We start from the raw sequence: 23,551 nt of genomic DNA on the forward strand, positions 1-23,551 counted from the left end.
CTGCCATAATCTCATGAACTATTATCGGGACCTGCTGGCCTCCGCCTTTGGCGTCCTTTCCGGCAACAACACTCCGAAGATCATGGCCCTCGTGACCTCAGCCGAAAGATCTTCGGGCACGAACGAGACGTTGAACGAGCCGTGGCCGGTGGGCTTTCTGAGTGCGTCTCTGCCTCCGGGTACAAACATTCAATGCCTTGAGGGCGGAGAGTCCTTCATAAATGACGCAACTTCGGCGGTTGGCATATCAAAAGAAAAAAATGTGTTCGCGTTTCCACCACTTTTAGGAGGCCCCAGAATGACTGCGGAGTGGCATGATCGCTTCGGAAGACTGGATATCGCGGGTGCTTTGGCCGAAACCCTCATGAATCAGACAGATGACGGACGGCAGGTCGAAGTCCTTGCCATGCTGGTTCCAACGCACTTTTTGAGTTCGTTACGGTCCAGCTCCTGGCGCAAAGAATTCTTTCCAGCTCACAGCGCAGTCGTGATCGAGCATGAACACGATGACGTGCCTGCGGCACTGGGACTTCCGTTTCACAGTGCGGTCCGGCTTACCACGGTCTTCTTTCGACGACAACCTGGCCCCATTCGATTTTTCAAGATCACGACTGAAGCCCTTGCTGAACCTCCTCAACGTCTGGCGTCCGCTTTGCAATCACTGATCAAGCAGCCGGCTGGAAAGAACCGTTTAGGCTACGTCTATAAGGGCCAACTAGAGGATGGCTATCCATGCAGCCATGACTATTACTCAGAGGAAACCGAAAGGCTCCGCCAGGAAATCGGGGTGCTTGGTCAGCGCGTAGCGCTGAAATCTGTTGCCGATGTATTAATGGGCCTGAGACCGTGCAATCCAGACCAGCTACCCGGAAATGGCGAGGTCGGCCTACTTACGATTCGTGCCGCCGACATCACGCGAGATGGGCGGGTGGATCTATCTGATATTCAGCCTTACATCCGCCCGGCTATTGTTCGGCACTACCTAAAAGATGGTGATTTCTGCATTCGCAGCATTTATCAGGGAGACACAGGTTTTGTCGTGGGAGTTTTTGAAGGAGATGGGCGGCCAGTTACTTTCGGGCACTCCGTCATTGTGGTGCGTCCCCATGCCAGCCTTAATTCTGCACAGCGTCAGGTGCTTTTGAGTTTTCTCCGTTCTCCGCTGGCCCATCGCCTGGGCAACGCCAAGCAGGTGATGTCCAGCATGGCAGGTAGGTACCGGGTGTCGCCCCATGTATTGTGTGAATTCCCTGTGCCTATCGCAGATGAGGAACTTGTCTCCAGCATTCAACAGCTCAACGACGCCAGAATGGCCTTCACAAAGTGGATTAGCCACATTGATGAGGAATCCAACGCCATATTGATTGAATCAACCGCACATGGATCGCGCAGCCGCCTCTTGAACGCAGGGCAATTAGCCCGCCAAAGACACCGGGCAGGCGAGCAGGTGGAAGAATTCGACTATCGCGTCCGAACGCAGTTTCCACATCCACTGGCTTATGTCTGGAGAGAACTGCAGGTAGCAGGCGCTGATCGCTACCACCGGTTTAGGGCCGTCACGAAAGCTGCGGAAGGCCACACCTGTTTCCTGGCCTTGATTGCAGTTCTAATGAGCCGTGCGGCAGGCCAACCCATCAAGTATGTTGGAGAGATCGCGAAACGGCTCTCTCAAAGACGCAGCGGCACCAATTTCGGCGACTGGTTTGCCATCCTCGAGGAGGTTAATGAAGGCAAAACATTCCGTGGACTCAAAGGCAGCAGTCCCTTTGTCGAATTGACACAACTCAGTGCCAATGGAACTTGGGAGCAAGCGATCAGGCATTTGATGGCCCTGCGAAACGATGACAGCCATGGACGAATTGCACCGGCCAGCGTCTCCGCAAATCTTCTCACGGAGGCCGAGAAGTCGCTCGAAACTGTTTATCGTGCCACTGAGTTCCTGACAGACTATCAGCTTCTTTTCATCACGGACACGCAGTTAGATTCACTCCGACAAATCAACCGGTTTCAGTACCGGGACCTCACAGGAGACAATGCACTGGCTCAATTACGTGAAGATCAATCATCACGGGCCGACCTTGAAAAAAACAGCCTGTACCTGCGGGACCGCCAGAAGAACCTCCATCTTTTCCGGCCTCTGCTGCAATATTTGGAGTGTCCTGAGTGCCATCAGTTGTCCACCTTCTTCCTCGACACCTACGACCCGGCTTCTGGCGGCAGTGCCGTGGGACTGAAAAGCTTTGAGAGAAACTCCGTGCGCACCGAGCCTATCGCCGAGGACTTCCGGCATGTGGGGCTTTTGCCCACAATATGAAGACAGCCCGACCGCTCAATCACCATGGCACGCAAACCTTTCCATCGGGCATCATTCGACGATCTGAACATTAGCCCCTATCAATCGGCCTTGGTCAGAGAATGTGAGATTTGCAAGTGTCAATACACCATCGACGCCCATGAACCTTGGGAGTGGGCGGGAGGTGTAACATCGTTTGCCAATTTCGAGTGCTGTGAACACTGGTGCCTCGCCTGCACACTCGGAGTAGGCCCGACCGATTTTCCTGAATCCTATCCCGAAGAGGAGAGTGCAGCAGAACTTGATCCGACCGATGAAGCCGCTGTTGCAGAGCAAGCCAGAGGAAACATCGCTGCTCTCCAGATCGGACCAAGGTATGAAGATTGGGCAGATGACCGCACAGACGAGGTTTATGCAGCCCAGTGTCGTGGAGACATCCTGAAAGCTTATTCCTTCTTCACGGATCAGGGCATTACACTGATCATCATGCCACTGAATCGGGCTATCAGTGACCGCTCGGTTCACTACCCCAACGGCATCACCTATTACCCTCCTGGCACGCCAAATCTCGATGGCCTGGATCATCTAGACCAAGTGGCAGACCCAGATGATCATGATCGAGCAATGCGCTTGTCCGAATACGCGGGAGCGAACCTCGGCAATCTCAGACAGCACGCACTGCTGGTTTTTCCCGCAACCCTGAATCCTCAGCTCATCGCGAAAGCAGATCACGATGTTCATCTCGATCTCATTCGCCGCATTTCAGAAGAGGTGGACAAGGTTTGCCTCAACTTTGTGCGCTACTACAGTTGCAAACTGGAAAAGCCTCATGCCATTCCTGCACGGGCGGGCCAGACGGAGTCGGACCCGGCCATGAGTATTTGCCTCGTTTATGATCCCGCGAAAAAGACGTCCCGAATCTACGGGGGAGCAGCATTCCCATTCGCTTTCACAGGCGGAATCGGCATCTGGCTGCGACAGCCCGAGTGGCAAAGATTCCCAGGCGAAGGGGAGGTAGGCAAGATCGTGTATCACGCACTCACGCTCTATGCCACCATGCTGGAATCCAGCAGCGATACTAACCGGTTTATTCAGGCACTTTCACTGTTGGAATTTCTAGCCTTCCCCAGCGGCTATGCAAAAATGGTGGAGGTCAAGAAAGTCATTGCGCGTTACGTCGCGACAGATCAAGCCTCCTATAATTCCGTTCTCGAACGATTTCGTGAACTAACCGCAAATAAAGACCCCGTTTCAAAAATCGAGTCGGGCCTGCGCACCCGCGTGATTCATATCGGTGACCGGATCGAATCGCTGATCCCAAATCCCAGAGACCGGCGGAAGCTATTTGTGGAGCTGGACGGTTATATACGCCCGGTGATCGATCACATGATTCTCCACTCCGAACTCGGGTTTGATGAATATTCCGAGATCCGCAAAACCTTGCCTGCATTCTTACAGCAGACTTTGCCCTCCTGAGCACGGCGCAGCCATCCAGTTTATCATCAATCAGTCTCCTCCCATTCTCATGAGAAAACAATCTGGCAGTGTGGTTTACTCCCCAAGCGATCTGGTTCGCTATTTCACATCACCGTTTGCGTCATGGATGGATCGTTTTCATCTGGAAAATCCAGCTGTGTATGTTCCTGAAGAGGAGACGGAGGATCAACGATTGATTTAAGCTTTCGCATCTCAGCCCAGGCTTTGGGGGTGATGTCCTTGACCTGCTGGTTGTTCATGGGCGACGCCAAAAGCGGTGCACGCGCCGCCGTGTTCTACACGCTGATTGGCAACTGTCACCGAGAAGGCATCAACGCCGAATCCTATCTCACAGACCTCTTCACCCGCCTGCCCTCAGAGACCAATCAGACCGTCCACCGCCTCACCCCCAAAGCCTGGGCGGCTGAACAAAGTGCTCTCAACCAATCGCAAGCAAAAACCTGCGTGGCCTCAATGTAGCCAAAACTGTCAAGCTCCCAGGGGCGGAGCTGCGTTTGACGGATACTGAGAAGCTGCATCGCCAGCGGGATTTGCGTGGCATCTGTGATCACCATCTGCGCGCCGCCCGGCAGCAACACCTTCAATGCACCCGCCAAGGCCGGGGCAGGCTGCAAGCCTGCGTCCACCAGCACCTGGGCAAAACACACCGGCTCGGGCCTGTCCATCTCCTGGTCCCGGGATGTTGTCCCCGCCTTGTTCCTGCGCTGCTGGAGCCAGGTGGCGAAGGTTGAGTAACGCACCCCGGCCAGTTCAGCGAACCGGGTCAAGCTCAGGCCGCTGCGATCAAACTCGGCTAGCAACGCCTCCCGGCGCTCCGGCGGCAGCCTCACACGCCCCCGTTTGTCTGTCTTCAAGATCATCGACGTCACACTCATAAACGTCGTACTTCATTCGCTACGAGATTTACGATTCCACCGCTATCCCATGGCGCTTGGCGTAACGGTTACCGGCAAAATGGAGCGATACTCAAACATGCGGGCGAACCCGGCCAAAAGCATCGGCTTCAGCTCCGCCGAAGCCGATGCGCAAAAAGCAGATCGCCGCTCGCGGTGTGCCGTCGAAATATCACGTCGTCAAAGGCATCACACACTACGGCATCTATCGCGAAGGCTTCGAGGAAGCCATGCGAGTAGAGACAGCTTGGTTTGAGAAGCATCTGAGAGGGGCGACACTGAGGTGACACGCACTCATGAAGTATATCATCAACTCACCAACTAGGCGCAAGCAGAGGTAAACGTCACTCTTAGATTCGGATCTGAAGTCCCCAGATAAAGTTCATGACCCAGCAGGTTTGACATGTCGAGGACGGTTGCATCAACAAGAAGGACATCCCAGTTTGTTGAGCCCTCCTTGAACTCAAGAGTCTGCCCACGCAGTTCTTGCCAAGGCATACCGTATGGTTTTATCAAAACGACCAAGTCTGCACTGTTGCTAAAACCAGAGGCTTCCCATGTCAGCGTCCAGTGACTTCCTGCTTCCACACTGACTTGTATCCAGTGAACACTCAGCGGCCAAGTTTTACATTCCCATTCCAAGTTGCCTTCCCCCGGTACAACTCTCAGTTCTATCCGAAGGCTCGGCAGCCGAGGTGGAAAACGACGAGCTATGGCCTCCGCAGTGCTCCCAGGGACAGGGATAATCAGCGTCTTGCAGAAATTCAGCCATTCATTCTTCAGGGTGGTCTGGTTATCGTTCAGGATGACATCAAGGGCTTTCCACGGCCCCTTCGTCAACGCGGCGGTATTCGTATCTGAAATGGAAGGCCCTGATCTCATTCCGGGTCTGCACCAGATTTCGCGGTGAATCCCCTGACAGGTGGATTCCAAATGTTCCATGAAAGGGAAAGTCCAGTATGGACTCGGACTCAGACGGGAAATGTTACCCACACCGGTGATTCCAAGAGGAGCACAGCGGAGGAAATCAGGTCCATAATCAAGATACGAAGCGGTATTTTTAGCTGCGCCAACTTCTGCAAAGACTGCACTCATTTCTGCCAGAGAGAGCCAGTGTGGCTCCATGAGGGTGTCATTCAATGCGATGAACTGCCAAACGTGCTCCAGTTCGTGGGTCAATGCCGAGCACAGCCAATCTTTTTCTTGCTCGACCGAACGCAGAGGTTGGGGCAACTCGATGCAGACCAGAAACTCGAAGCAGTCTCGCTCATCATTAAAATGCGGCATTGTGAACGCCTCACTGGTTTCACCCGTGACGAACTTCATGACTGGACCGATGACAACCAGCAGCTCAAACTTGACGCCGTTCGTCTCCGAAAGGAGTCCAAGATGAGCAGCCCCCCAGTTACTCAGGACGTCCTTCGCTGCCACCACCAGTTCTTCTCGCACACCGATCCAAACCTGAGAATGGAATTCAGGGAGCAGTTTTGGATATGAATTCCATTTGGACGGTGGTCTGAAACTGATCAAATACTCCCCGGCGTCGGGCTTCTCTGGCACCAAGCGCATCTCGATGTTCTTACTGACTGGCTTGCTACGCCAGGGTAGGCTTGAAGTGACATGGCGAACACGCTCATGGCACCGTTTTTGCCTGTTGTTGGTTTTGGGTGGCATGGGGACAGCTAGTTTTTGGTGGAACGATCCCAGCAACTGAATGCCCGGAATCCGATGCGCGTAATCTTGGTTGAGAGAGTGTCATTTGGCTCAATGTCGAACAGTTCCAAGGCCCTGCCGCGTGTCGGTTCGTCCAAAGCGGGCCAGACAGTGTGCATCCGATGAATGAACTTGTAGATATTGAATCCCTCCGGAGTATTGCTTGTTCTACGTCCAATAGGCATCTCAACGGCACCCAACTCTTCGGGTAGCCACTCGCTTGCCAGTGGCTCCTTAATCTCAGGAAAGAACAAGTCTTTGGCTAGCAGAGGGAGGTCGGATGCTTTTTTCGTGTAAAGTCCCCCACGAAAAGGAATCGGATGATCCGAACTCGGCCAGAGCGCTACCATGTCAGGATCGTCGGAATATGAAGTGATTTGCCCTATCCAACGTGCTGGAGGCTTGCCGGCTAGCGCCTGATATACACAATACTTACCCAATTCAGTGCTTTTCACAGGATCTGCTCCAGTGATGGACGGGAGAAGATAGTCCAGTAAAACAGCATCGTATGGTGAGGCTTGTTCGACGGCTGACCTGAGTAGCGACATTGCTGACTCGGCATCCTGGGCAAGTGTGAATTGGATATCGTAGTAGCTCCCAGCAAAGTCGATCAAGAACTTCATTAGTTGATCGCGCCAGATAACTTCATCCTCGACCATCAGAAGACGAAAGGCAGGCAATACAATTGAGATGTTTGTTAGTGACTCTTGTGTGTTCATGTGTTCATTGCATTTAATCCCATCTTTTCCATGGAGGTGCGTACAGGCATAACAAATTCAAAAACGGCACCTTTGCCAAGCTCCCCTATTTCGCGAACACTTCCACCGTGCGCCTCAATGACTCTCCGAACATAGGCAAGTCCTAACCCTCGCCCGTTAGTGTTTGCCGCGTTGCGAAAAGATCTTCCGTCAAAAATTCGCTCTTTAATATCCCCTGCCACACCACAGCCATTGTCTGCATAGCGCAAAACGACAGACTCTTGATCATTCAAAAAGACCGACTGTAATGACAAGACGATACTCAATTCTGCATCCTTCCTTACAAAATCACGTGAGTTGTATGCGAGCTCGATAAAGACATTCGCCAAGTGATTCCTGTCCCAAAGTCCATTTACTTGCCGGGGGATGCTCTCCCAGCACCACTGCCCGTCGTTCGTAACGACGATGCGGAGTGCTCCCTCGACAATCTTTGAAAGGTCAGATTGCTCAAGATGAAGTCTGACTTCACCGATTCGATCTTTAAGTCTTCGCACAGAATTGCGCGCTTGATCGTGAAATGCTTCAAGATCATCATTTATGGGTTTCAGTTCCGGCAACTTTGCCTCGCGGAGACGGTAACGGGCTATAAAGGCGGCAAATGGACTGATCTGGCTCAATAAATTATGGGCGGTCGTCCGAAGCGCCTGTTCATGGGCATCCACGACGATCATCTTCTGTCGTATCTCCTCCCGGCTAACTCTATCGAGCAATCCCCCCAAAACCACGGACAATGCACCAAGTTGCTTGGGCAACTCTGCGGGCAATTCTTCGACCGCATCAGCGGAGAAATTGATCGTCAACTTGCCTAAGACGCTTTTTTCTGAAAGCAGCGGCAGATCAATGGAGATGTCGCCCTTTTTGCGTTCGAGAACTTCAAACTGAGATTTCCATTTTATGCAATAATACTTTAATCCTCTTAATGTGCTGCCCTCACGATCAGCCTGGCCATCGTCAGTCAATCTCAGTGCGATCGGCTCGCGTTTCCTGATGCAAAGCCAAGCGGTCTCATTGTCGGCTCCATCGTCGTCGAAATAGACCTCCCCCGCCATGAAACGTTGCTTGTGTTCTGAACTGAGTCCAAGAGAGAGTTTTCCGACAAGCCGATTGGGGCGTTCAGCGTCGCGAAGATAAAATCGCAGCTTTGCATGTTCAACGCGAAGCCATTTCTTGATCTCAGCCAAAATGAGTTCCAGAGCAGCCGAGAAATTGTTCATGCCCTCCAGCTTTCTTATCAACTCAAAGGAGTTGTAGAGAAAGGCGCGATCTCGAAAAGTTAAAACCCACCCCCTAGGGGCACCTTCTTTGTCTGACAGTGGATGACACTCCCTCAGCCAGACACCACTCATCCTGCTAGTGATGCACTCTTCCTCTCGGCTTTCTCTTACTTTTGAAGGAGTGAGAGCTTCGCGAACTTTTGGCGTGAGTTCAAGAGAATCAAGATAAATGGGCTCCGTTTGCCATCCTGGAACGGAGAGCCGTAGTTCAAGCAAGTCACAAGCTCTCTGATTGGCGAATAGGATGCGCTGGTTGCGATCTAGAAGGAGCGATGGCGAATAATTGGCTTCAATGCTCTCTTGTAGCAGCTTGAGACGAAGCCCCTGATCCCAACTAGGTTTGATGCGTTCACTCAAGTTGCAGACAAACCTAGCATCTGCCTGACTGAATACCTCATTTTCTGCGCTCTCCAAAAGGAGAATGCCTTTGACATCCGGCAACATAATGCACGCGACCTCTCTCTTGAAGGCACTCAGTCGGGTTTGGCGTAGAACGCTGTTCACGCGATCGGCTGGAAGCAGAATGCCTTTTTGGCCACTGATACCCAACAATTGAGCGAAATGAGATGGGATCGGTATGTGAACGAAGTCGCTTCGCTTGAGCCCTGGTGCCAACGAATCGAAAAGAGGTGAAAGGGTTTCGCCCTCAGCCTGAGGGTGCCTAATCGCTAAGTAGATGATTCTGCTGACCGAACGCAGTGAACGAAGAATTGGTGGCGCTATGGCAGAGAGCACAGAATCCGTCTCCCAGGCTGCGTCCTTAGTGAGTCTCCAGAAAACCTTGAGAATCTCCTGCTCAGCCTTCTCTCGAAGCGCCCTGTCCAAGAAAAGCCGCCTCTCCCTAGCCCGCCTGTATCCCCGGAGAATACGCTGGATAGCACTAGTGCGCAGCGGGTGTTCATGCAGCGGGTCGTCCCTGCCATCAATCAATATAGCGGAAGCCGGTTTTCCATCGTGATCACGACAAAGAACCCAGTGGTATCCATCTTTGCTGGAGTGAAACTCTTCCTCTTTCGTTTCAGGTTTGGTTGCAAGCAAAGCCCATATTGAACGCACAGGCTGGGGTAGCTGCTCAATATCGCCAAGTTGGCTGGTTTTGACCCATGCTTCCTGCCAATCGAGTGACCAGCAGCTGATCTTTTCATTAGGAATACCTGTGAGATGATTCAAAGCCTGGCGCAATTGATAACGCAAGTTAGCAATTGCCTCACCATGACCATTTGTAGCCTCACTTATTGTGCGGTGAAAGCGTATCGCGACACCATCCACAAGTCGCATGAGAGAAACGTGATCGCTGTCGGAGAGAGGGCGCACCTTTTCCTCAAACGGAAGTTCCTCGTAGAGGCGGTAGGCGTTGCCCCAGTCATGTCCAAACGCATAAAGGTCACCGATGCTGCGTCTCGTAAAATAGTCGGTGGCGAAAGATTCCGTATAGGGGCTGAACCATCTAAGCATGCCCTCTTCACGCCGGGCGAAGCCTGCAAGTTCTAACAGGTGGGGTTCCTCGCCGACATAAACTGGCTCGTGCGTCCATAGCAATTTTTCCAGATCCCCCAGCACTGCGAGGCTTTCTCTCTCGGAGTGCAAAGATAGCCTGTTAGATTCGACCGGACTTGCTTCTTTCGCTGCAGCGAGAATGCAGTGACAACCGTAGCGAAAGGGCACGACGCCTGCGACTGGAACAATATGTGTATCAGTCAGTTTTACAGGTAGATGCCCCAATCCAATGCGTGTCGGAACCAATCCTGGTTGTTCGAAATGAAAGTTCAGTTTGTCTCCGATACTCCAGAACACTGCACGAGCCAGAGACACATCTCCGCCAGTTCTCTGAAAAATCTCATGGAAGACCTTGCGCGCCTCGTTCAGCGCTTTGGGGAATTGAAGGCGTGCTTGCCTCATGCGCTTGGTCAAAAACCGGTGAAAATGGCGGCGGTCATGCGAATGAACCACAAGTTGATTAGCGCAACTCCACGCTGACGTGGGGCTGCCGTCAACGAGATCGATCAGATTTCCCTCTCCGGTGACGACCGTGATCAGCACCCTGTCTTTAACAAGGCTCTGAACGCTGCTAAGCACGCGATGAGCCAGCGTCTTGGAGATTCCATCCAAATTTGTCAGGAACAACCTTAGCGGGTGGTTGGGCGAGTAGTTTTGTCTCACCGCATCCGACCACTCTTCTATCGTATCACAAGACTTCACATCACCTTTTATTGAAAGAGCCTGAGCCACGACGTGTTCTCGACATATTAACTTAGGTCCCGCAAAGGCCACTATTGGGAACGGCTCCCTGCCTTGTTTTTCGCGGAGCCGATTAATGAGTTCAAGCAGGTAACGTTTGCCTGCACCAGGCGGCCCGATGATTACAGCGCTCAAATCGCGATCAAGCAACTCGTCGAGCTTCCGCGTAGATTGGTCACCAATCAGGCAATATTCAAAGTGGGGCTTCATGAGAGAGGCGAACTGGTTCTTGCTCCTTCCAACTCTTCTTCTAACAGAGCTTCAAATCGGGAGCGTTGCTGGTGGCTCTCCGCAACGATGTCCCATCGCGCCATCCGGTAAACACCACTCTCATAGCCAAGGAGGTGATGAATAACAAGTTCGTCGCAAATCTCGATGCAACGAGCGACTCCCACTCCAATACCGTGCTTTTTGAACTGAGTTTTAAGCCAAAGAGGCTCTGCCTCGCCTCCCTTTTCTGCCGAGTGGGCAAACAGCAGAGCTGCCGCACGCGCCTCGACACAAGACAAATCGTTCAATAACCCAATGATTCGTGTTGCTGAGATGATTCTGTTGAGAGCCTTGCGCAACGCCTCTGAGGGACTGGCTCTGCCGGCTTCCTCGACGAAAAATGCTCCCAATTCCTGGACGAGTCCAGGGACGCGTCCAAGCCTGTGGATCGCATTGCGAAAGTCATGACGACAAGACGAAAAATCGAAGCCCATATCTACTAGCGGGCGCTCTATAATCTCCATGGCCTCATCAATGCTCAACGGCGGCATTGGGGCAGCTTCCAACCTGATAAAATTGTCGTCTTTCGAGTGCACAGCATGTTTCATCAAGCCCCAGCGACCAACGAGAATCATGCGATAAAGTCCATTGACGGCGAGATGAATGAGCACGCCCATCGTAGGCAGGTCCAAATGTTTATCCGTCTCGTCGAGGACGATTTCGAAAGGCCCGCCCAGTCTTGACTTTACCTTTGCCAAGAAATCGGGCAATGAGTCGGCCGGATCGTGATAGGCTGACAAACTAGGGTCAATGGCCATTCGAATCGCTCTGGCAAGCGCGAGGTCTTGGACCGGTCGGGCGAATAGATCCACATAAACGCCTCGGCCATCCCGATTTCCACCTGATGAGGCGGACAAGTGACGCTTAACCAATGACGTTTTTCCCATCATGGAAGGACCGATTAAGGCAAAGTTTGTGTTCGGATTATCTCGGAGTGTTTGCAAGATTGCATGGCGTCCACGAAACGAGGCATCCACAGCCGGTCGCTGATGGTCAAACGGGTGAAGCTGTCCAGGCTTGAATTGGGAACGGATCAATTGCTTCAGAGTCTCAATGGGACGAGGTGAGGATAACAGTTCTGCAATATTTGCAGGCTGTAGCACAAGGGCGAGTCGCCCGGCTGTTCGATGTTTTGCGAGTTCATACTCTTCATCACCACAGGCGAGAATAATCGGCATGTCCCCCGCGCTCTCGACTTTTTTCCAGAACAAAGAGTCTGCCTTAGCCCACGAAGCATCGCATGATGCGAGAATCAGGATGTAAACTTGATCGGCACCAAGGCCCCGCAATGCCACATTCGGACGATTAATCGTGAAGACTAGTGTTCTGTTGACGATCTGTCCAGGGCGGGCCGTCACGCCGAGCGCACCTGCAAACATGTGCATCAGAGTGTGCGCATGCCCTTCAAAAGCGGAATCGCGGCCTTCGCGGAGCAATGAAAACCTGCCCTGGGAGGTTGCTATCCCTTCTTGAAGATGAGGGAGTGAGGTCATGATCAAAAAGCAGGTTCTAACTCTGCGAGGCAGGCTTCCAGTTGAGTCCGGGCTTCAGGGGTGTATGTGGCCTCAATTACGTCAAGTTGAGCTGAAACTTGGGATTCCGACATGCCCCCAAGCGGGTTAGAATGGCGAAAGCCTCCGTTGTGACCAGTTCTTGCCAAGACTTGGACGGCTTGGTGGACGGTAAGATTCTCCGCCACCCATAGACGAAGGTGAAGTCGGATCCGTTCGGCTGCCATTCCAACAGATTTTGCTAGGCTAATCCAAACTGAAGCGGGAGATGTGCCTTTAGCTCCGGGTGTCATAACGTTGGAAAGTCGCACCTGCGCATGCAGAGCAACCGAGGAAAGATAGTCAGGGAGTGAAAGTGCCTGAAAACCAGCAACATGCACAGCGGCGTCCAGTTTACGTAATTCGGCTGCGCACCGGGCGGCCGTCCTTGCCCGTTCAAGGTATCGTTCCGTAGGTTTGGGTTGGCTCATATGAGCGGTGGTGGAAAGGACAAGCCGCTCGATGAGCAAGGCATCCATGGCATGGGATTGAGTATTATTGTTCATAGTAGGTCAAGATGGAGGGTTTGGGCTGAAAGAAGTGCAAAGTTCAAGCAGACAGGAGATCACGCATGCGACCGAGAAGGCGGTGTTTGCGAACGCGAACCTGCCCAACGGACATTCCCATCTGCGGGGCAATCTGTGCGGCGGTTTGGCTTGCATTAATGGACAGCTGCAACAACTCGCGTTCTGATGGATCAAGTTGTTTGAGAGCCTGATCCAACCGATCAAAAACTTCCGGTCGGGATTCTACGGCCACTTCATCAAAGTGAAGAACCGCGTCCTCGCCTCCAATCTCCATCCATGCCTGTAATTCAAGGCTCTCTTGGCGAAGCGGATCATTTTTGTCCTTGTCGAGCATGTCATAGGCGTGGTTACGACCAATCACAAAAATCCAAGTGCTGAGCTTGGCACGCTTCACCTTGAAACGATGCAAGCGGTTCAGTGCCTTTACCACGACTTCGGAGGCGAGGTCTTCGGCATCGCATGGACGCACCCCCCAAGAGTGTGCGTGTGCGTTCACAATGCCCCAGACAAGCTCAAAGAACTCCTCCTCAGCAGTTTTTTCCTGGGCTATGACCGCCCTGATCAATTCGGCCTGACTGGCGTATGATGAAGTGTGGTTGGGCATAATGCGTTTGGTTCACAAGATGATACGGGAGAGCGTTACAGGATTCTGTTTTTCCATTCTTTTGTCCACCTTTCGCCGGTCCGGGGAACAACCTTTGTGACCATGACTGCGAACCATTCCCTTTTCCTCCTCTCTGTCCTCGGTACCTCGATGATGCCGGTGTCAGCGCAGACGGTGCCGGCGACAACACCCAAGCAGGCTGGAGTGCCTGCTTCACCTCCTGCGTGGTTCAAGAAGCTGGACCGGGATGGGAGCGACGAGATTTCGCGGGAGGAGATGCCGAAGTTGTTCGGGCGGATGGATGTGGACAAGCGTCTGGTTAGGAGCATCATTCATGGCGGTGGGGATGGATGGTTAACGAGAACTCTTCCTTGCAAATACGAGCTAATCATGGGGACCTGGGCCGCCATGATTGCTCAATCAACTGTTCGAGTTAGTGTCTGTCCTGGCGTCAGAGCGGCTATGCTGTCCGACGGCCTCAAAGGGCCAAGAGTGCCCGCAAGCTCACGCTGACGCACTGTGGCAGGTCGGTCCCATCCGACCTGCCACAGCATCCGGACAGCGACCAGCTTAGCCGCAACCTGGATGTCAGGACAGCTTCAACATACAAAGAGTGTCCGCTTTACCGATGCCGATCTCGCCTTCTTTGAGAAGAACATCCGCCCGGTGCTCATCACGAGCTGCTACGAGTGGCACAGTGTGGAGGCAGACAAGCTGAAGGCCGGGCTGGCACTGGATGCGTGGGCGGCCTTGCTGAAGGGAAAGCCGGAGGAGAGTCTGCTCATCGCCTCTCTGCGGCATGATGATCCTGATTTGAAAATGCCGCCGGAGAAGCATGGCGGAAAGTTGAGCGATGCAGTCATCGCGAACTTCGTGGAGTGGGTGAAGCGCGGCGTGCCGATGCCGGAGGGCCAGTCAGTGGCCGCTCAGCAGAAGATGAAGGCGCGTATGGATCATTGGGCGTTCAAGCCGGTGCAGGACTCGCCTGCGCCAGTGGTGAAGAACGCGAACTGGCCGCTCATGGAGGTAGATCGCTTTGTTTTGGCGGAGTTGGAGAACAAGGGCCTCGCACCCGTGGCGGATGCGGAGCCTGCGGCCTTGCTTCGTCGCGTGCATCTTGATCTGACAGGCCTGCCGCCGACAGCGGAGCAGGTGCAGGCTTTTCTCGCGGCACCGAGCGAGTCGCGAATCGAGGCGGTGATCGATGAACTCATGAAGTCGCCGCAGTTTGGCGAGCGCTGGGGCCGTCACTGGTTGGATGTGGCGCGGTATGCGGAGAGCAGTGGCAAGGAGACGGATTTCGCCTATCCGCAGGCGTGGCGGCATCGCGATTATGTCATCAAGGCCTTCAATGCTGACATGCCGTTTGATCAGTTCATCCGCGAGCAGATCGCGGGCGATTTGTTTGCGGCACGCGATGACAAGCAGCGGGCGGAGTTGCTCATCGCGACCGGATTCCTCGCCATCGGGCCGAAGTCGCACATCGAAAAGAATCCGCTCCAGTTTGAGATGGATGTCGTGGATGAGCAGATCGACACCGTGAGCCAGGCCTTCCTCGGCATGACGATGGCCTGCGCCCGCTGCCACGATCACAAATACGATCCCGTCTCGCAGCGCGACTACTACGCGCTGGTGGGCATCTTCCGCAGCACGGACACGAAGTTTGGTACGATCAAAGTCATCCAGAACAACAACCCCAGCACGCTCGTGGCACTGCCCGCCGTAGCGGAGCAGCCCGATGCGCTGAAGCCCCTCTCGCCGCGTGAACGCAGCCGTTTGGAGACCGCCATCGCGAAGAGTGCGGCCCACATCGCCGAGCTGACGAAGAATCGCGAGTTCGCCTCTGCCCAGTTTGTGCGCACGCGGCTTCGTCTGGAGACGAATCGCGCCCACCTCGCCGCGTATGAGGAGGACGGCACGCCGAAGCAGTTCGTCACCTGCATGCTGGAGCGTGAGAGGCCGCGCGGCACCGCGCTGCTGCTCCGTGGCGATCTCCCAGTTCCGATACCTGAAGCTTCGACACATGCTGAGGGTCTGCGACCACGCCGGTGACCCGGCGGTCTCGCCTCGGCGACCAGGGCATTGTAGCCTTCCGCTTCGCTTAACAGCGTCGGCAATCCGGGAGAGCGTATATCGGGGCTCAATATCTCGCCTGCGTCTGCCCCTGTCAACGCTTCGGAGCAGTCCTCACAGACTGGCCAGCATGACTGGCTGGGTCTTTGCTGTATGACTCTTTCATACACGGCTTCAAGTTCGTTTCAACTGGCGCATCTATCCGTCAAGACAAGCGCCTGCTGAAGCCAGGTTGACGGAAGTGTGCCAAGAGCTACGCGGCTCGTTGTTTCAGCTTCTGGTTCTCTGCCCAGGCTCTTGGCGTGACGTCTTTGACCTGATGGCATGGTCATGCTCGGCAGGCGGGTCAGCACGATCGAGGCATTCATGCATTCGCAGAACTCAGACAGATTTCCCTTGCAACTTATGATAACAGGGAACACGGGAATTGGAGTCCAAAACTGCTGACAATCAGGGCCTTGGAGAGAAGGCGAGAGCTCCAAAACCCGAGATTAGTTACGTTTTGCTCGGAATGTCGCTGTAAATTCGCGTTATCAGGGAATTCAGAGAGACCATTTCGATCTTAGAATAGTCCACCGCGGCGAACAAAGGGAGCAAGGAGAGGGCATCTTTTCCAGGCGAAGCCAAATTCGGAAAGCCACGCGAAGCACGGCAATCCCACCCTCTCCGCCATTCTTCGCTGACTTTAGGAGGCGAAGAATGCCCTCCGAAGCTCGCAGAGCGAAGGATGGGGCTGATCTTGTCCCGCCCGGCTTCGAATGGCACGCCATCTTTGCAACTCCGGTGCATCATTTATGCCCTACATCTATTTGATTTGAAGTCCGACTTTAGGAGGCGAAGAATGCCCTCCGAAGCTCGCAGAGCGAAGGATGGGGTCCACCTTTCCTGCAATAGTTTAATCAGGTCTTTTTCAAAGCCAAGCCACCATTCGAGGTGGGTGAATGCCATCCGGGGCTGAAATTAGAGAAATACCGCAACATATGAGGCTCAAGATGGCTAGTGGTAGCCGACATAATGGACCCGTCTTCGGGCGTATCCTAAGCTACTCCCTGCGGACATCTAATTCGGTAAATTTTGTGCTAGCGTTCCACAGTGTAAGCTGGATTATGAAGAATATTCTACAATGTCCTTAGATATTTATCTCCGCTTCTTGGAATTTAGCCAGTTTCGCAGACTCGGCCATGTACAACTCGATATAGATAAGAAGACCACGATTCTGGTCGGAGCCAACAATAGCGGTAAGACATCCATCTTATCAGCAATACGCCATTTTCTCGCTGATAGCACTACCTTTGGGGCTTTCGACATTAGCCTGTCTGTGTGGCCTAAACTGCGGGCGCTTGGTAAAACCTGGGAGAATCTGACGGAAGATCCTTTAACAGTTGGAGGACCTGACGATGTTTGGCAAACACAACTCGAAACGCTTCTCTTGTGCATGCCTTCCCTGGATCTCTGGTTCCACGCAGAAGCTGGCATGTATCACTATGTTTCTCCTTTTCTTTCAAAACTCAGTTGGGACGGCGGACTTGTGGGACTTCGTTTGAGGCTGGAACCAGCGTCGGACATTGACGCCCTGAAGCAGCTTGCTTGGACCTATGCGACCGCACGCGCACCAGTCAAAGACATGGGAAACGACTCCCTTGCTTGGCCCATCGACATTTTGGACTTCTGGCTACGCGAACCACTCGAACTGGGGCAAGTCCGTGCCTACAAGCTGAATGCGGATAACAATCCACTGAACGCCTCTGAAAGCTATACAAGGCAGGTTCTGCCCCCCGGGGCCGATTCGGTGGATCGCAAGCAAGTCAAGAAACTGATATGCGTTGATTTCGTCGCGGCCCAACGGGGACTTGGCAGAGAAGAGGCTGATTCACGATCCGCTGTCGGGGCTCATCGGGTTGGAATGTTCTCAACACAACTGCTGAAATTTGCACGTCAACACTTCAATGTTACCAGCACAGGGCACGGACATCGCGCTGACCTTATCAAGGCCGTCGCTGACGCTCAGCTAGACTTGGACAAAAAAATTCGGGACGCTCTCGCTGACTCCGTAGAGGAAGTGAAGATGCTCGGCTATCCCGGCTTGAACGACCCCCAAGAAATTCGTTTTCGCACGCGCATCCAAACGGCTGACCTGCTCGATCATGGAACAGCAGTCCAATACAGCATGCGCCCGGACTCCCTTGACGAACTCCTGCCGGAGTATTCCATCGGCCTCGGCTACCAGAATCTTCAATCCCTCAGCTACCAGTTGGTTTCGTTCAAAACAGCCCGACTGAGACCTGAAAAGGATTCCCCTGCACCCGTTCACCTAGTGATGATCGAGGAGCCGGAGGCGCACCTCCATGTTCAGGTGCAACGCATCTTTGCAGACAAGGCGCACAAACTGATCAGCCCGACTGAAAAGGATCAATCAGATCTCAAGAGTCAGCTCTTGATAAGCACTCATTCGAGCCACCTCGCTCATGCGGAGAGCTTTGACAGATTGCGATATGTTCGCCGAGTTGCAAGGGGCGAGAACAATCTCATGCCATCGACCGAGGTGGTCAATTTGGGACAAGTCTTTGGGAACGACAATGCGACTCGAATTTTTGCTGAGCGCTATTTCCGCGTTCAGCACACGGATTTGCTGTTTGCAAATGCGGCTATTTTTGTAGAAGGAGTCGCCGAGAGAATGTTGGTACCGCTTTTCATTGAGCGGGACTTTAAATCGCTGGACAGCCGGTACATCTCCTTCCTCGACATTGGTGGAAGTCATGCCCACCGACTGAAGCCCCTTGTCGAAAAGTTGCGAATTCCGACGGTCATCATTACTGATGTCGATCCTTGCGAAGAAAGGGACGGCAAGCCAAAGAATAATGGCACCCCTACCAAGAAGCTCGTTGCAGTTGCAAACACGGGACAACCTGGACTCCACTGCGGCAATCCAACCCTGCGAGACTGGCATCCAAAACGACAGTTACTCGACAACTATAAAGAGCCTACCGAGGCGGAGATGGTATGGCAAGAGGCTCCGGATTGTTCTGTTAGATTTGCTTGGCAGTTGCCAATTGAATCAGCCGCGGGGTGCTGGCCCAGCACTTTTGAAGATTCACTCGTTCTCACAAACCTGCCATGGTTTGGAAGTCTCATGGAAGAGCAACGCGACGAAAAGGGACAACCAATTAAGCCGCCCACTGGAGCACTGGGCTCCGTAGCGAAGATGGTCGCGGGAGAAACAGATGTTCCAACTCTTCTTAATTCGCTCCACACCCTCATGCACAAGTCATTCGACAAAGGGGACTTTTCTACGAGCATCTTCGAAATGGTCTCATTGAATGAGCCCGTTGCATGCCCATCGTATATCGCGAAAGCCCTCACGTGGTTGCAAGCACAGCTTGAGCCAATCAAGCCCTCGTGAAATGAGTACCGATCTAATCCTTCCCAGCAACGACCGAGATGCCGGGGTTGTTGAAGAAATCTGCGGCTATCTCACCGAAGATCCTCCTCGCAGCTACTTCCTTTTCGCAGGCGCAGGCTCTGGAAAGACCCGCACGCTTGTAGAGGTGTTGCGCCGGATGACTGGTGTCGTGGAGCACGAGAAAGGCGGCCAGCTTGCTCTGCGCTTGCGCATGTACGGCCGTTCGATACGCGTGATCACCTACACGAAAAACGCGGTAGCGGTGATCAATGGTCGCCTGGGGGACAATAGTTTAGTGGGGGTCTCCACGATCCACGCATTCTGCTGGGAGCTTATCAGCGGGTTCAATGATGACATCCGCGCGGCGCTCATTGCCTTAAAAGAAATTCAATTTGAAAAGATAAGGTTCGAAGCGCTTGCAAAGCCAAGGGGTATCACCCCGGTCAAGCAGCGGGATCTCGATGAGATCACGGCAGAGATCGAAGCGATTCGATCAATTGCAGTCTTCATCTACCATCCTGACCGCGAGTCGCATGGCCCTGGAGCACTTGCTCACCATAACGTGCTCGACGCGACAGCCTGGCTTTTGAACAACAGACCAACCCTTCGAACGATCCTGAAGGATCGCTATCCTATCGTTCTTATCGATGAATCACAGGATACAATGAAAGGCGTGCTGGATGCTCTGATGGGCTTGGCAGAGCCGAGGGGTAGCGGTCTGACTCTTGGATTGCTAGGCGACCATCGTCAGCGGATCTACACCGACGGCCATTCGGACCTCCCGAGTCGGGTGCCGTCAAACTGGGCGACGCCCGAACTGCAGATGAACCATCGGAGCCAGCAGCGTATCGTGACCCTAATCAACCGCATCTGGGTTGCCAAGCTAGAGGGTAGAACCCAACCGGCAAACGGCGTAGAACAGCATTGGAGGACCGAGAAGACGGGTGGCTTGGTACGGCTGTTTGTCGGGAGCACCTCTCTCTCCTCCGAGAACAAGGTTCTTGGCGAACGTTGGTGCGCCGATCAAATGCGCGTTGAGAGTGGTTCAGCTGCATGGAACGACGGCGAGCACCAAGTGCTCGCTCTGGAACACAAGCTTGTCGCGATGCGAGGATCGTTCCTTGATGTTTATGGTGCCATGGCACTACTTGACCCCAATGCTGCAGCACCTTCGGGTAGTGGCGAAAATAAGGGGCCTGCCGTCGCAAAGTTCCTGCTGAATGAACTTGCCGAACTCGAACTATGCGTGGGTAGAGACGGCTATATCGACGAGTTCAAGCTCACGGAGGTTCTACGGCGGCACGGTCGCCTCGAAATCATGCCCGGAGACGCGGTGGCTAGAGCAAGCCGAGTTGCCGAGATTCTTCAGGGCATTAGGGAATTTGGTGTTGCATGCGTCAACCCTGCCTCCACGATTGGAGAGATAATCGCACCCGTGTTGACGGCAAAGATCTTTGAGATAGACCACCGCCTTTTGGAAGCTCATGCGGACAAGTCCGCTCCGCCTACTGCACCCACAAGAGGCCAAGAGGAGTCGAAACTAGACCGGATGCGGCGGGGCTGGTGCGCGCTTTTTGCTTCTCCTTGGCCTCAGCTGCAGAAGTACCGCAATTACCTCGCCGGTAATTCCGTGCTCGCCACGCATCAGGTCGTTAAGGGGTCCGAGTATCCCGATGTCATGGTTGTGATGGACGATGTGTCAGCTGGCGGCTTTCTCATTTCCTACGATAAGATCTTTGGTGGCAAGGATCTCAGCGATACGGACAAGGACAATGCGGGTATTGGGAAGGAAACGACCATTGATCGAACTTTACGGCTCCTGTATGTCACTTGCAGCCGTGCTCGGGAAACGCTGGCACTTGTTCTCTGGTCATCAGACACCACTGCGGCCTTAGCGCGTATCCAAGACAGTGGATGGTTCTCACTCGACGAGGTTCGAGAAATACCCGATCCACCATTTACAACGCAAACGCCTTGAGCCCTTTGGCGCGGTAGCACAGCAATCGCGACAAATAGATTCATCGGTACGTAGTTTCTTATCTAGACTGGCTTCTCGGTGGGGAATAAGCTGCCAGGCAAACAATGAACTAATCGGCCTAAGATATTGATCTTCAGGCGTATATCCTTGGAATTCAGCCGCAGTATTGGCGCGGGTCTGTTGTTAGCACACATTTCGGCGAAGGCCCACCTACCATTTCAAGCAAGCCTCGACGGCATCCCCGCTCCAATTTTTTCGCCACTTGTCCCAAGTCCCCCATACCACCACTTGGCATTCTCTCCGCTACCCACGATCTTTATTCGCCCTGTGGCTTAGCTACGCCGCCATGACATCGGTTTACCTCTCCCTCCCATCCCCATTTCCCCACGTATCCCCCCATGGGGATTTTGATCCCCATGGAATCCCCATCCCAGAGCGTTCATATTCAGTCGATTACATCCAGAAATCCCCAAATGGGGAAAATTTGAATTTCTTCCCCATTCCCCAAGCCACGGTTTCCCCAATCAACAATCTCTCCAACCAATCAAAAAACCATAAAACGGCTTCGAGTTTTCACACTTTCGTATAGGTGGCCTGGGAACGCGTCCTGAATGAATGTGGTGCAGAAACTCGTTAAAAACATCAATTCATCCTGAACCCTATGAGTACCCATTCTGGTCCAATCAACTCGGCGGCTGTGACGACGGAGCGTGTTTTCTCTGCCAGTCCTCGAACGGTCTTTGCGACATTCGCGCAACCAGATCGCCTGGCTCAGTGGTGGGGGCCGAAGGGGTTTACGAATACGTTTGAGCTATTCGAGTTCAGGCCCGGTGGGCGCTGGGTCTTGGTGATGCACGGGCCGAATGGGGCTGACTATCCCAACGAGAGTATTTTTCGGGAGATCCAGACCGATGTGAAGATCGTCATCGAGCACGTGGTGAAGCCCTGGTATCTGCTAACGATAACGCTGTCTGCCGTGGGTGACCAAACTCATTTGTCCTGGGTTCAGGAGTTTGAAACCCCCGAGTTCGCTGAACGGATGCGGCCCCTCAGCGAAAGGGCCAATGAAGAGGTCCTGGACCGGCTCGAAGGGGTGGTCAGGAATGAAGCGTGAGTAGGTTTCACTCAAGAGCTGCGGTCTGCTGCAATAACGGTGGCGGCAGGAGCGTATTTCAATGATCTTCTCAGTTCTCATCCCCCTATGAACCGTCGTCGTTTCCTGCTTCAATCCATCGGCACCTCCCTCGCGCTGCCGGGGCTGCCTTCGCTCATGGCCAAGTCCGTCGGCGGAAATTCCGCCGTGCAGGCGGCCAAGGGAGCCGGAGCTGGCGCAGCACGTTTTGTCGCCATTGGCAACCTGCTGGGATATCAGGTAAAGTCTCTTTTTCCCTCCACCACAGGGCGCAATTATGAGAAGACGACGCTGCTGGAGCCGCTGTGGGAAAACCGCCCGCAGATGACGGTCTTCAAAGGCCTGGACCACGGCGTGAAGGGCGGGCACTTCGCCGTGCATTCTTTCCTTTCGGGCGTGTTGAATTCGGAGGCTCAAAATCGCCCGGATGGCAATGTGAGCATTGATCAGTTCATCGCCGATGAGGTGGGCTTTCAGACGCGGTTCCCATCCCTGACGGTGGGGTCCGAAGGCGGCATCCATGGGGGCTGCCAGATCGCCTGGACGAAGTCGGGTGTGCGGGTGCCACCGATCACGGGGCCTGCGGAATTGTTCGAACGGCTTTTCATCAGTGACTCGAAGGAGCGCCAGGCACGCCGCAAAGAGGAAAACAAAGTTCAGGCCTCCATTCTCGATTCCGTCCTGGGGGAGGCGAATCGCCTTTCCCGTCAGGTGAACAAAGAGGACAAGGATAAGCTGGACGAATACCTGACGTCCGTCCGCGATGTGGAGAAGCGCCTGGAACTCCGCAAGCGCTGGGCCAGCCAGCCGAAGCCGCAAGCTCCATTTGAAAAACCGGCCAACCGCAATCCGGTACAGGATCTGCCCATGCTCTATGAGCTGATCGCCCTGGCCTTGCAGACAGATTCCACTCGGATCGCCACCCTGGAGATCGGTGGGGATTTCTTGCCGCAGGACCTTGGCATCGATAAATCCTACCACGGACTTTCCCACCACAGCAATGATCCAGAGACCATCGCCCACCTCATCACTCTGGAGAAGTACCAGATTGAGCACTTTGGTAAATTTATCACTCGCCTGTCCAAAATGCAGGATGGAGAACGGTCCCTACTTGATTCCACCTCGGTGCTATTCGGCAGCGGTATGAGCGATGCTAACTCGCATAAGAACTCCGACCTGCCCATCATCCTGGCCGGTGGCGGTTACAAGCATGGCGAGTTCCGTGAAGTGCCGCGTGAGGGGATCAACAAGGTGCCGCTTTGCAATCTCTTTGTGGACATCGCCCAGCGCATGGGTGTGGAGACAGATTCCTTTGGCAGCAGCACAGGCCGCTTTTCCTGATGCGTACGTA

The 23,551-nt window shown here is 53.8% G+C and carries 18 protein-coding genes; 10 read left to right on the forward strand and 8 right to left on the reverse strand.

Annotated elements, in window-relative coordinates; all coding sequences use genetic code 11:
• Nucleotides 1-13 precede the first annotated feature (13 nt).
• A complete protein-coding gene (locus tag EI77_RS08415) occupies nucleotides 14-2,314 on the forward strand; it encodes a restriction endonuclease subunit S domain-containing protein (protein ID WP_133794624.1) in 2,301 nt (766 codons plus the stop codon).
• 24 nt (nucleotides 2,315-2,338) lie between these two features.
• Nucleotides 2,339-3,769 (forward strand): hypothetical protein, encoded by a 1,431-nt coding sequence (locus tag EI77_RS08420; RefSeq protein ID WP_133794626.1) that lies wholly within the window; start codon nucleotides 2,339-2,341, stop codon nucleotides 3,767-3,769.
• Nucleotides 3,770-3,873: 104 nt separating this feature from the next.
• Here the strand turns inward: EI77_RS08420 and EI77_RS23310 are convergent, their stop codons facing one another.
• On the reverse strand, nucleotides 3,874-4,029 hold the full coding sequence (locus tag EI77_RS23310; RefSeq protein ID WP_166647127.1) for a hypothetical protein: 156 nt from the start codon (nucleotides 4,027-4,029) through the stop codon (nucleotides 3,874-3,876).
• On the opposite strand from EI77_RS23310, the gene EI77_RS24240 reads away from it, so the two are divergent.
• A complete protein-coding gene (locus tag EI77_RS24240; protein WP_486659998.1) occupies nucleotides 4,028-4,249 on the forward strand; it encodes a transposase domain-containing protein in 222 nt (73 codons plus the stop codon). The two genes, EI77_RS23310 and EI77_RS24240, sit on opposite strands and share 2 nt — an antisense overlap.
• Here the strand turns inward: EI77_RS24240 and EI77_RS08425 are convergent.
• Nucleotides 4,156-4,665: a hypothetical protein gene (locus EI77_RS08425; protein WP_133794628.1), complete on the reverse strand. Its 510-nt coding sequence runs from the start codon at nucleotides 4,663-4,665 to the stop codon at nucleotides 4,156-4,158. The two genes, EI77_RS24240 and EI77_RS08425, sit on opposite strands and share 94 nt — an antisense overlap.
• 146 nt (nucleotides 4,666-4,811) lie before the next feature.
• Here EI77_RS08425 and EI77_RS23315 point away from each other — a divergent pair, with 146 nt between their 5' ends.
• Entirely contained in the window at nucleotides 4,812-4,970 is a 159-nt protein-coding gene (locus EI77_RS23315; protein WP_166647128.1) for a hypothetical protein, read from the forward strand.
• 34 nt (nucleotides 4,971-5,004) lie between these two features.
• On the opposite strand, the gene EI77_RS08430 is transcribed toward EI77_RS23315, so the two are convergent.
• Genes EI77_RS08430 through EI77_RS08455 form a run of 6 tightly spaced genes read right to left on the reverse strand, consistent with a single transcriptional unit; the run spans nucleotide 5,005 to nucleotide 13,617 of the window.
• Nucleotides 5,005-6,357 carry a hypothetical protein gene (locus EI77_RS08430; RefSeq protein WP_133794630.1) on the reverse strand — a complete coding sequence of 451 codons (1,353 nt, stop codon included), beginning with the start codon at nucleotides 6,355-6,357 and terminating at the stop codon, nucleotides 5,005-5,007.
• 8 nt (nucleotides 6,358-6,365) lie between these two features.
• On the reverse strand, nucleotides 6,366-7,115 hold the full coding sequence (locus tag EI77_RS08435; RefSeq protein WP_133794631.1) for a response regulator: 750 nt from the start codon (nucleotides 7,113-7,115) through the stop codon (nucleotides 6,366-6,368).
• On the reverse strand, nucleotides 7,112-10,876 hold the full coding sequence (locus EI77_RS08440) for an ATP-binding protein (RefSeq protein WP_133794633.1): 3,765 nt from the start codon (nucleotides 10,874-10,876) through the stop codon (nucleotides 7,112-7,114). The genes EI77_RS08435 and EI77_RS08440 overlap by 4 nt, the downstream gene beginning before the upstream one ends.
• Nucleotides 10,873-12,429, reverse strand: coding sequence for an ATP-binding protein (locus tag EI77_RS08445; RefSeq protein ID WP_133794635.1), 1,557 nt, complete (start codon nucleotides 12,427-12,429; stop codon nucleotides 10,873-10,875). The genes EI77_RS08440 and EI77_RS08445 overlap by 4 nt, the downstream gene beginning before the upstream one ends.
• Nucleotides 12,430-12,431: 2 nt before the next feature.
• Nucleotides 12,432-12,992, reverse strand: a complete 561-nt coding sequence (locus EI77_RS08450) for a hypothetical protein (protein WP_133794637.1) — start codon at nucleotides 12,990-12,992, stop codon at nucleotides 12,432-12,434.
• Nucleotides 12,993-13,035: 43 nt separating this feature from the next.
• Complete coding sequence (locus EI77_RS08455; protein ID WP_133794639.1) at nucleotides 13,036-13,617, reverse strand: RNA polymerase sigma factor; 582 nt, start codon at nucleotides 13,615-13,617, stop codon at nucleotides 13,036-13,038.
• 102 nt (nucleotides 13,618-13,719) lie between these two features.
• On the opposite strand from EI77_RS08455, the gene EI77_RS08460 reads away from it, so the two are divergent.
• From EI77_RS08460 to EI77_RS08485, 6 genes are all read left to right on the forward strand, one after another.
• Complete coding sequence (locus EI77_RS08460) at nucleotides 13,720-14,130, forward strand: EF-hand domain-containing protein (protein ID WP_133794641.1); 411 nt, start codon at nucleotides 13,720-13,722, stop codon at nucleotides 14,128-14,130.
• A 72-nt stretch (nucleotides 14,131-14,202) separates the two neighbouring features.
• On the forward strand, nucleotides 14,203-15,669 hold the full coding sequence (locus EI77_RS08465) for a DUF1549 domain-containing protein (protein ID WP_133794643.1): 1,467 nt from the start codon (nucleotides 14,203-14,205) through the stop codon (nucleotides 15,667-15,669).
• Between the two features lie 1,144 nt (nucleotides 15,670-16,813).
• On the forward strand, nucleotides 16,814-19,090 hold the full coding sequence (locus EI77_RS08470) for an AAA family ATPase (RefSeq protein WP_133794645.1): 2,277 nt from the start codon (nucleotides 16,814-16,816) through the stop codon (nucleotides 19,088-19,090).
• A gap of 1 nt (nucleotide 19,091) precedes the next feature.
• The gene (locus EI77_RS08475; RefSeq protein WP_133794647.1) at nucleotides 19,092-21,068 is read left to right on the forward strand and encodes a UvrD-helicase domain-containing protein; all 1,977 of its coding nucleotides are present in this window, start codon (nucleotides 19,092-19,094) and stop codon (nucleotides 21,066-21,068) included.
• 661 nt (nucleotides 21,069-21,729) lie between these two features.
• A complete protein-coding gene (locus tag EI77_RS08480) occupies nucleotides 21,730-22,182 on the forward strand; it encodes an SRPBCC domain-containing protein (RefSeq protein WP_133794649.1) in 453 nt (150 codons plus the stop codon).
• An 87-nt stretch (nucleotides 22,183-22,269) separates the two neighbouring features.
• Entirely contained in the window at nucleotides 22,270-23,541 is a 1,272-nt protein-coding gene (locus EI77_RS08485; RefSeq protein WP_133794651.1) for a DUF1552 domain-containing protein, read from the forward strand.
• Nucleotides 23,542-23,551 lie beyond the last annotated feature (10 nt).

It is taken from the genome of Prosthecobacter fusiformis, from assembly GCF_004364345.1.
Taxonomy (GTDB): domain Bacteria; phylum Verrucomicrobiota; class Verrucomicrobiia; order Verrucomicrobiales; family Verrucomicrobiaceae; genus Prosthecobacter; species Prosthecobacter fusiformis.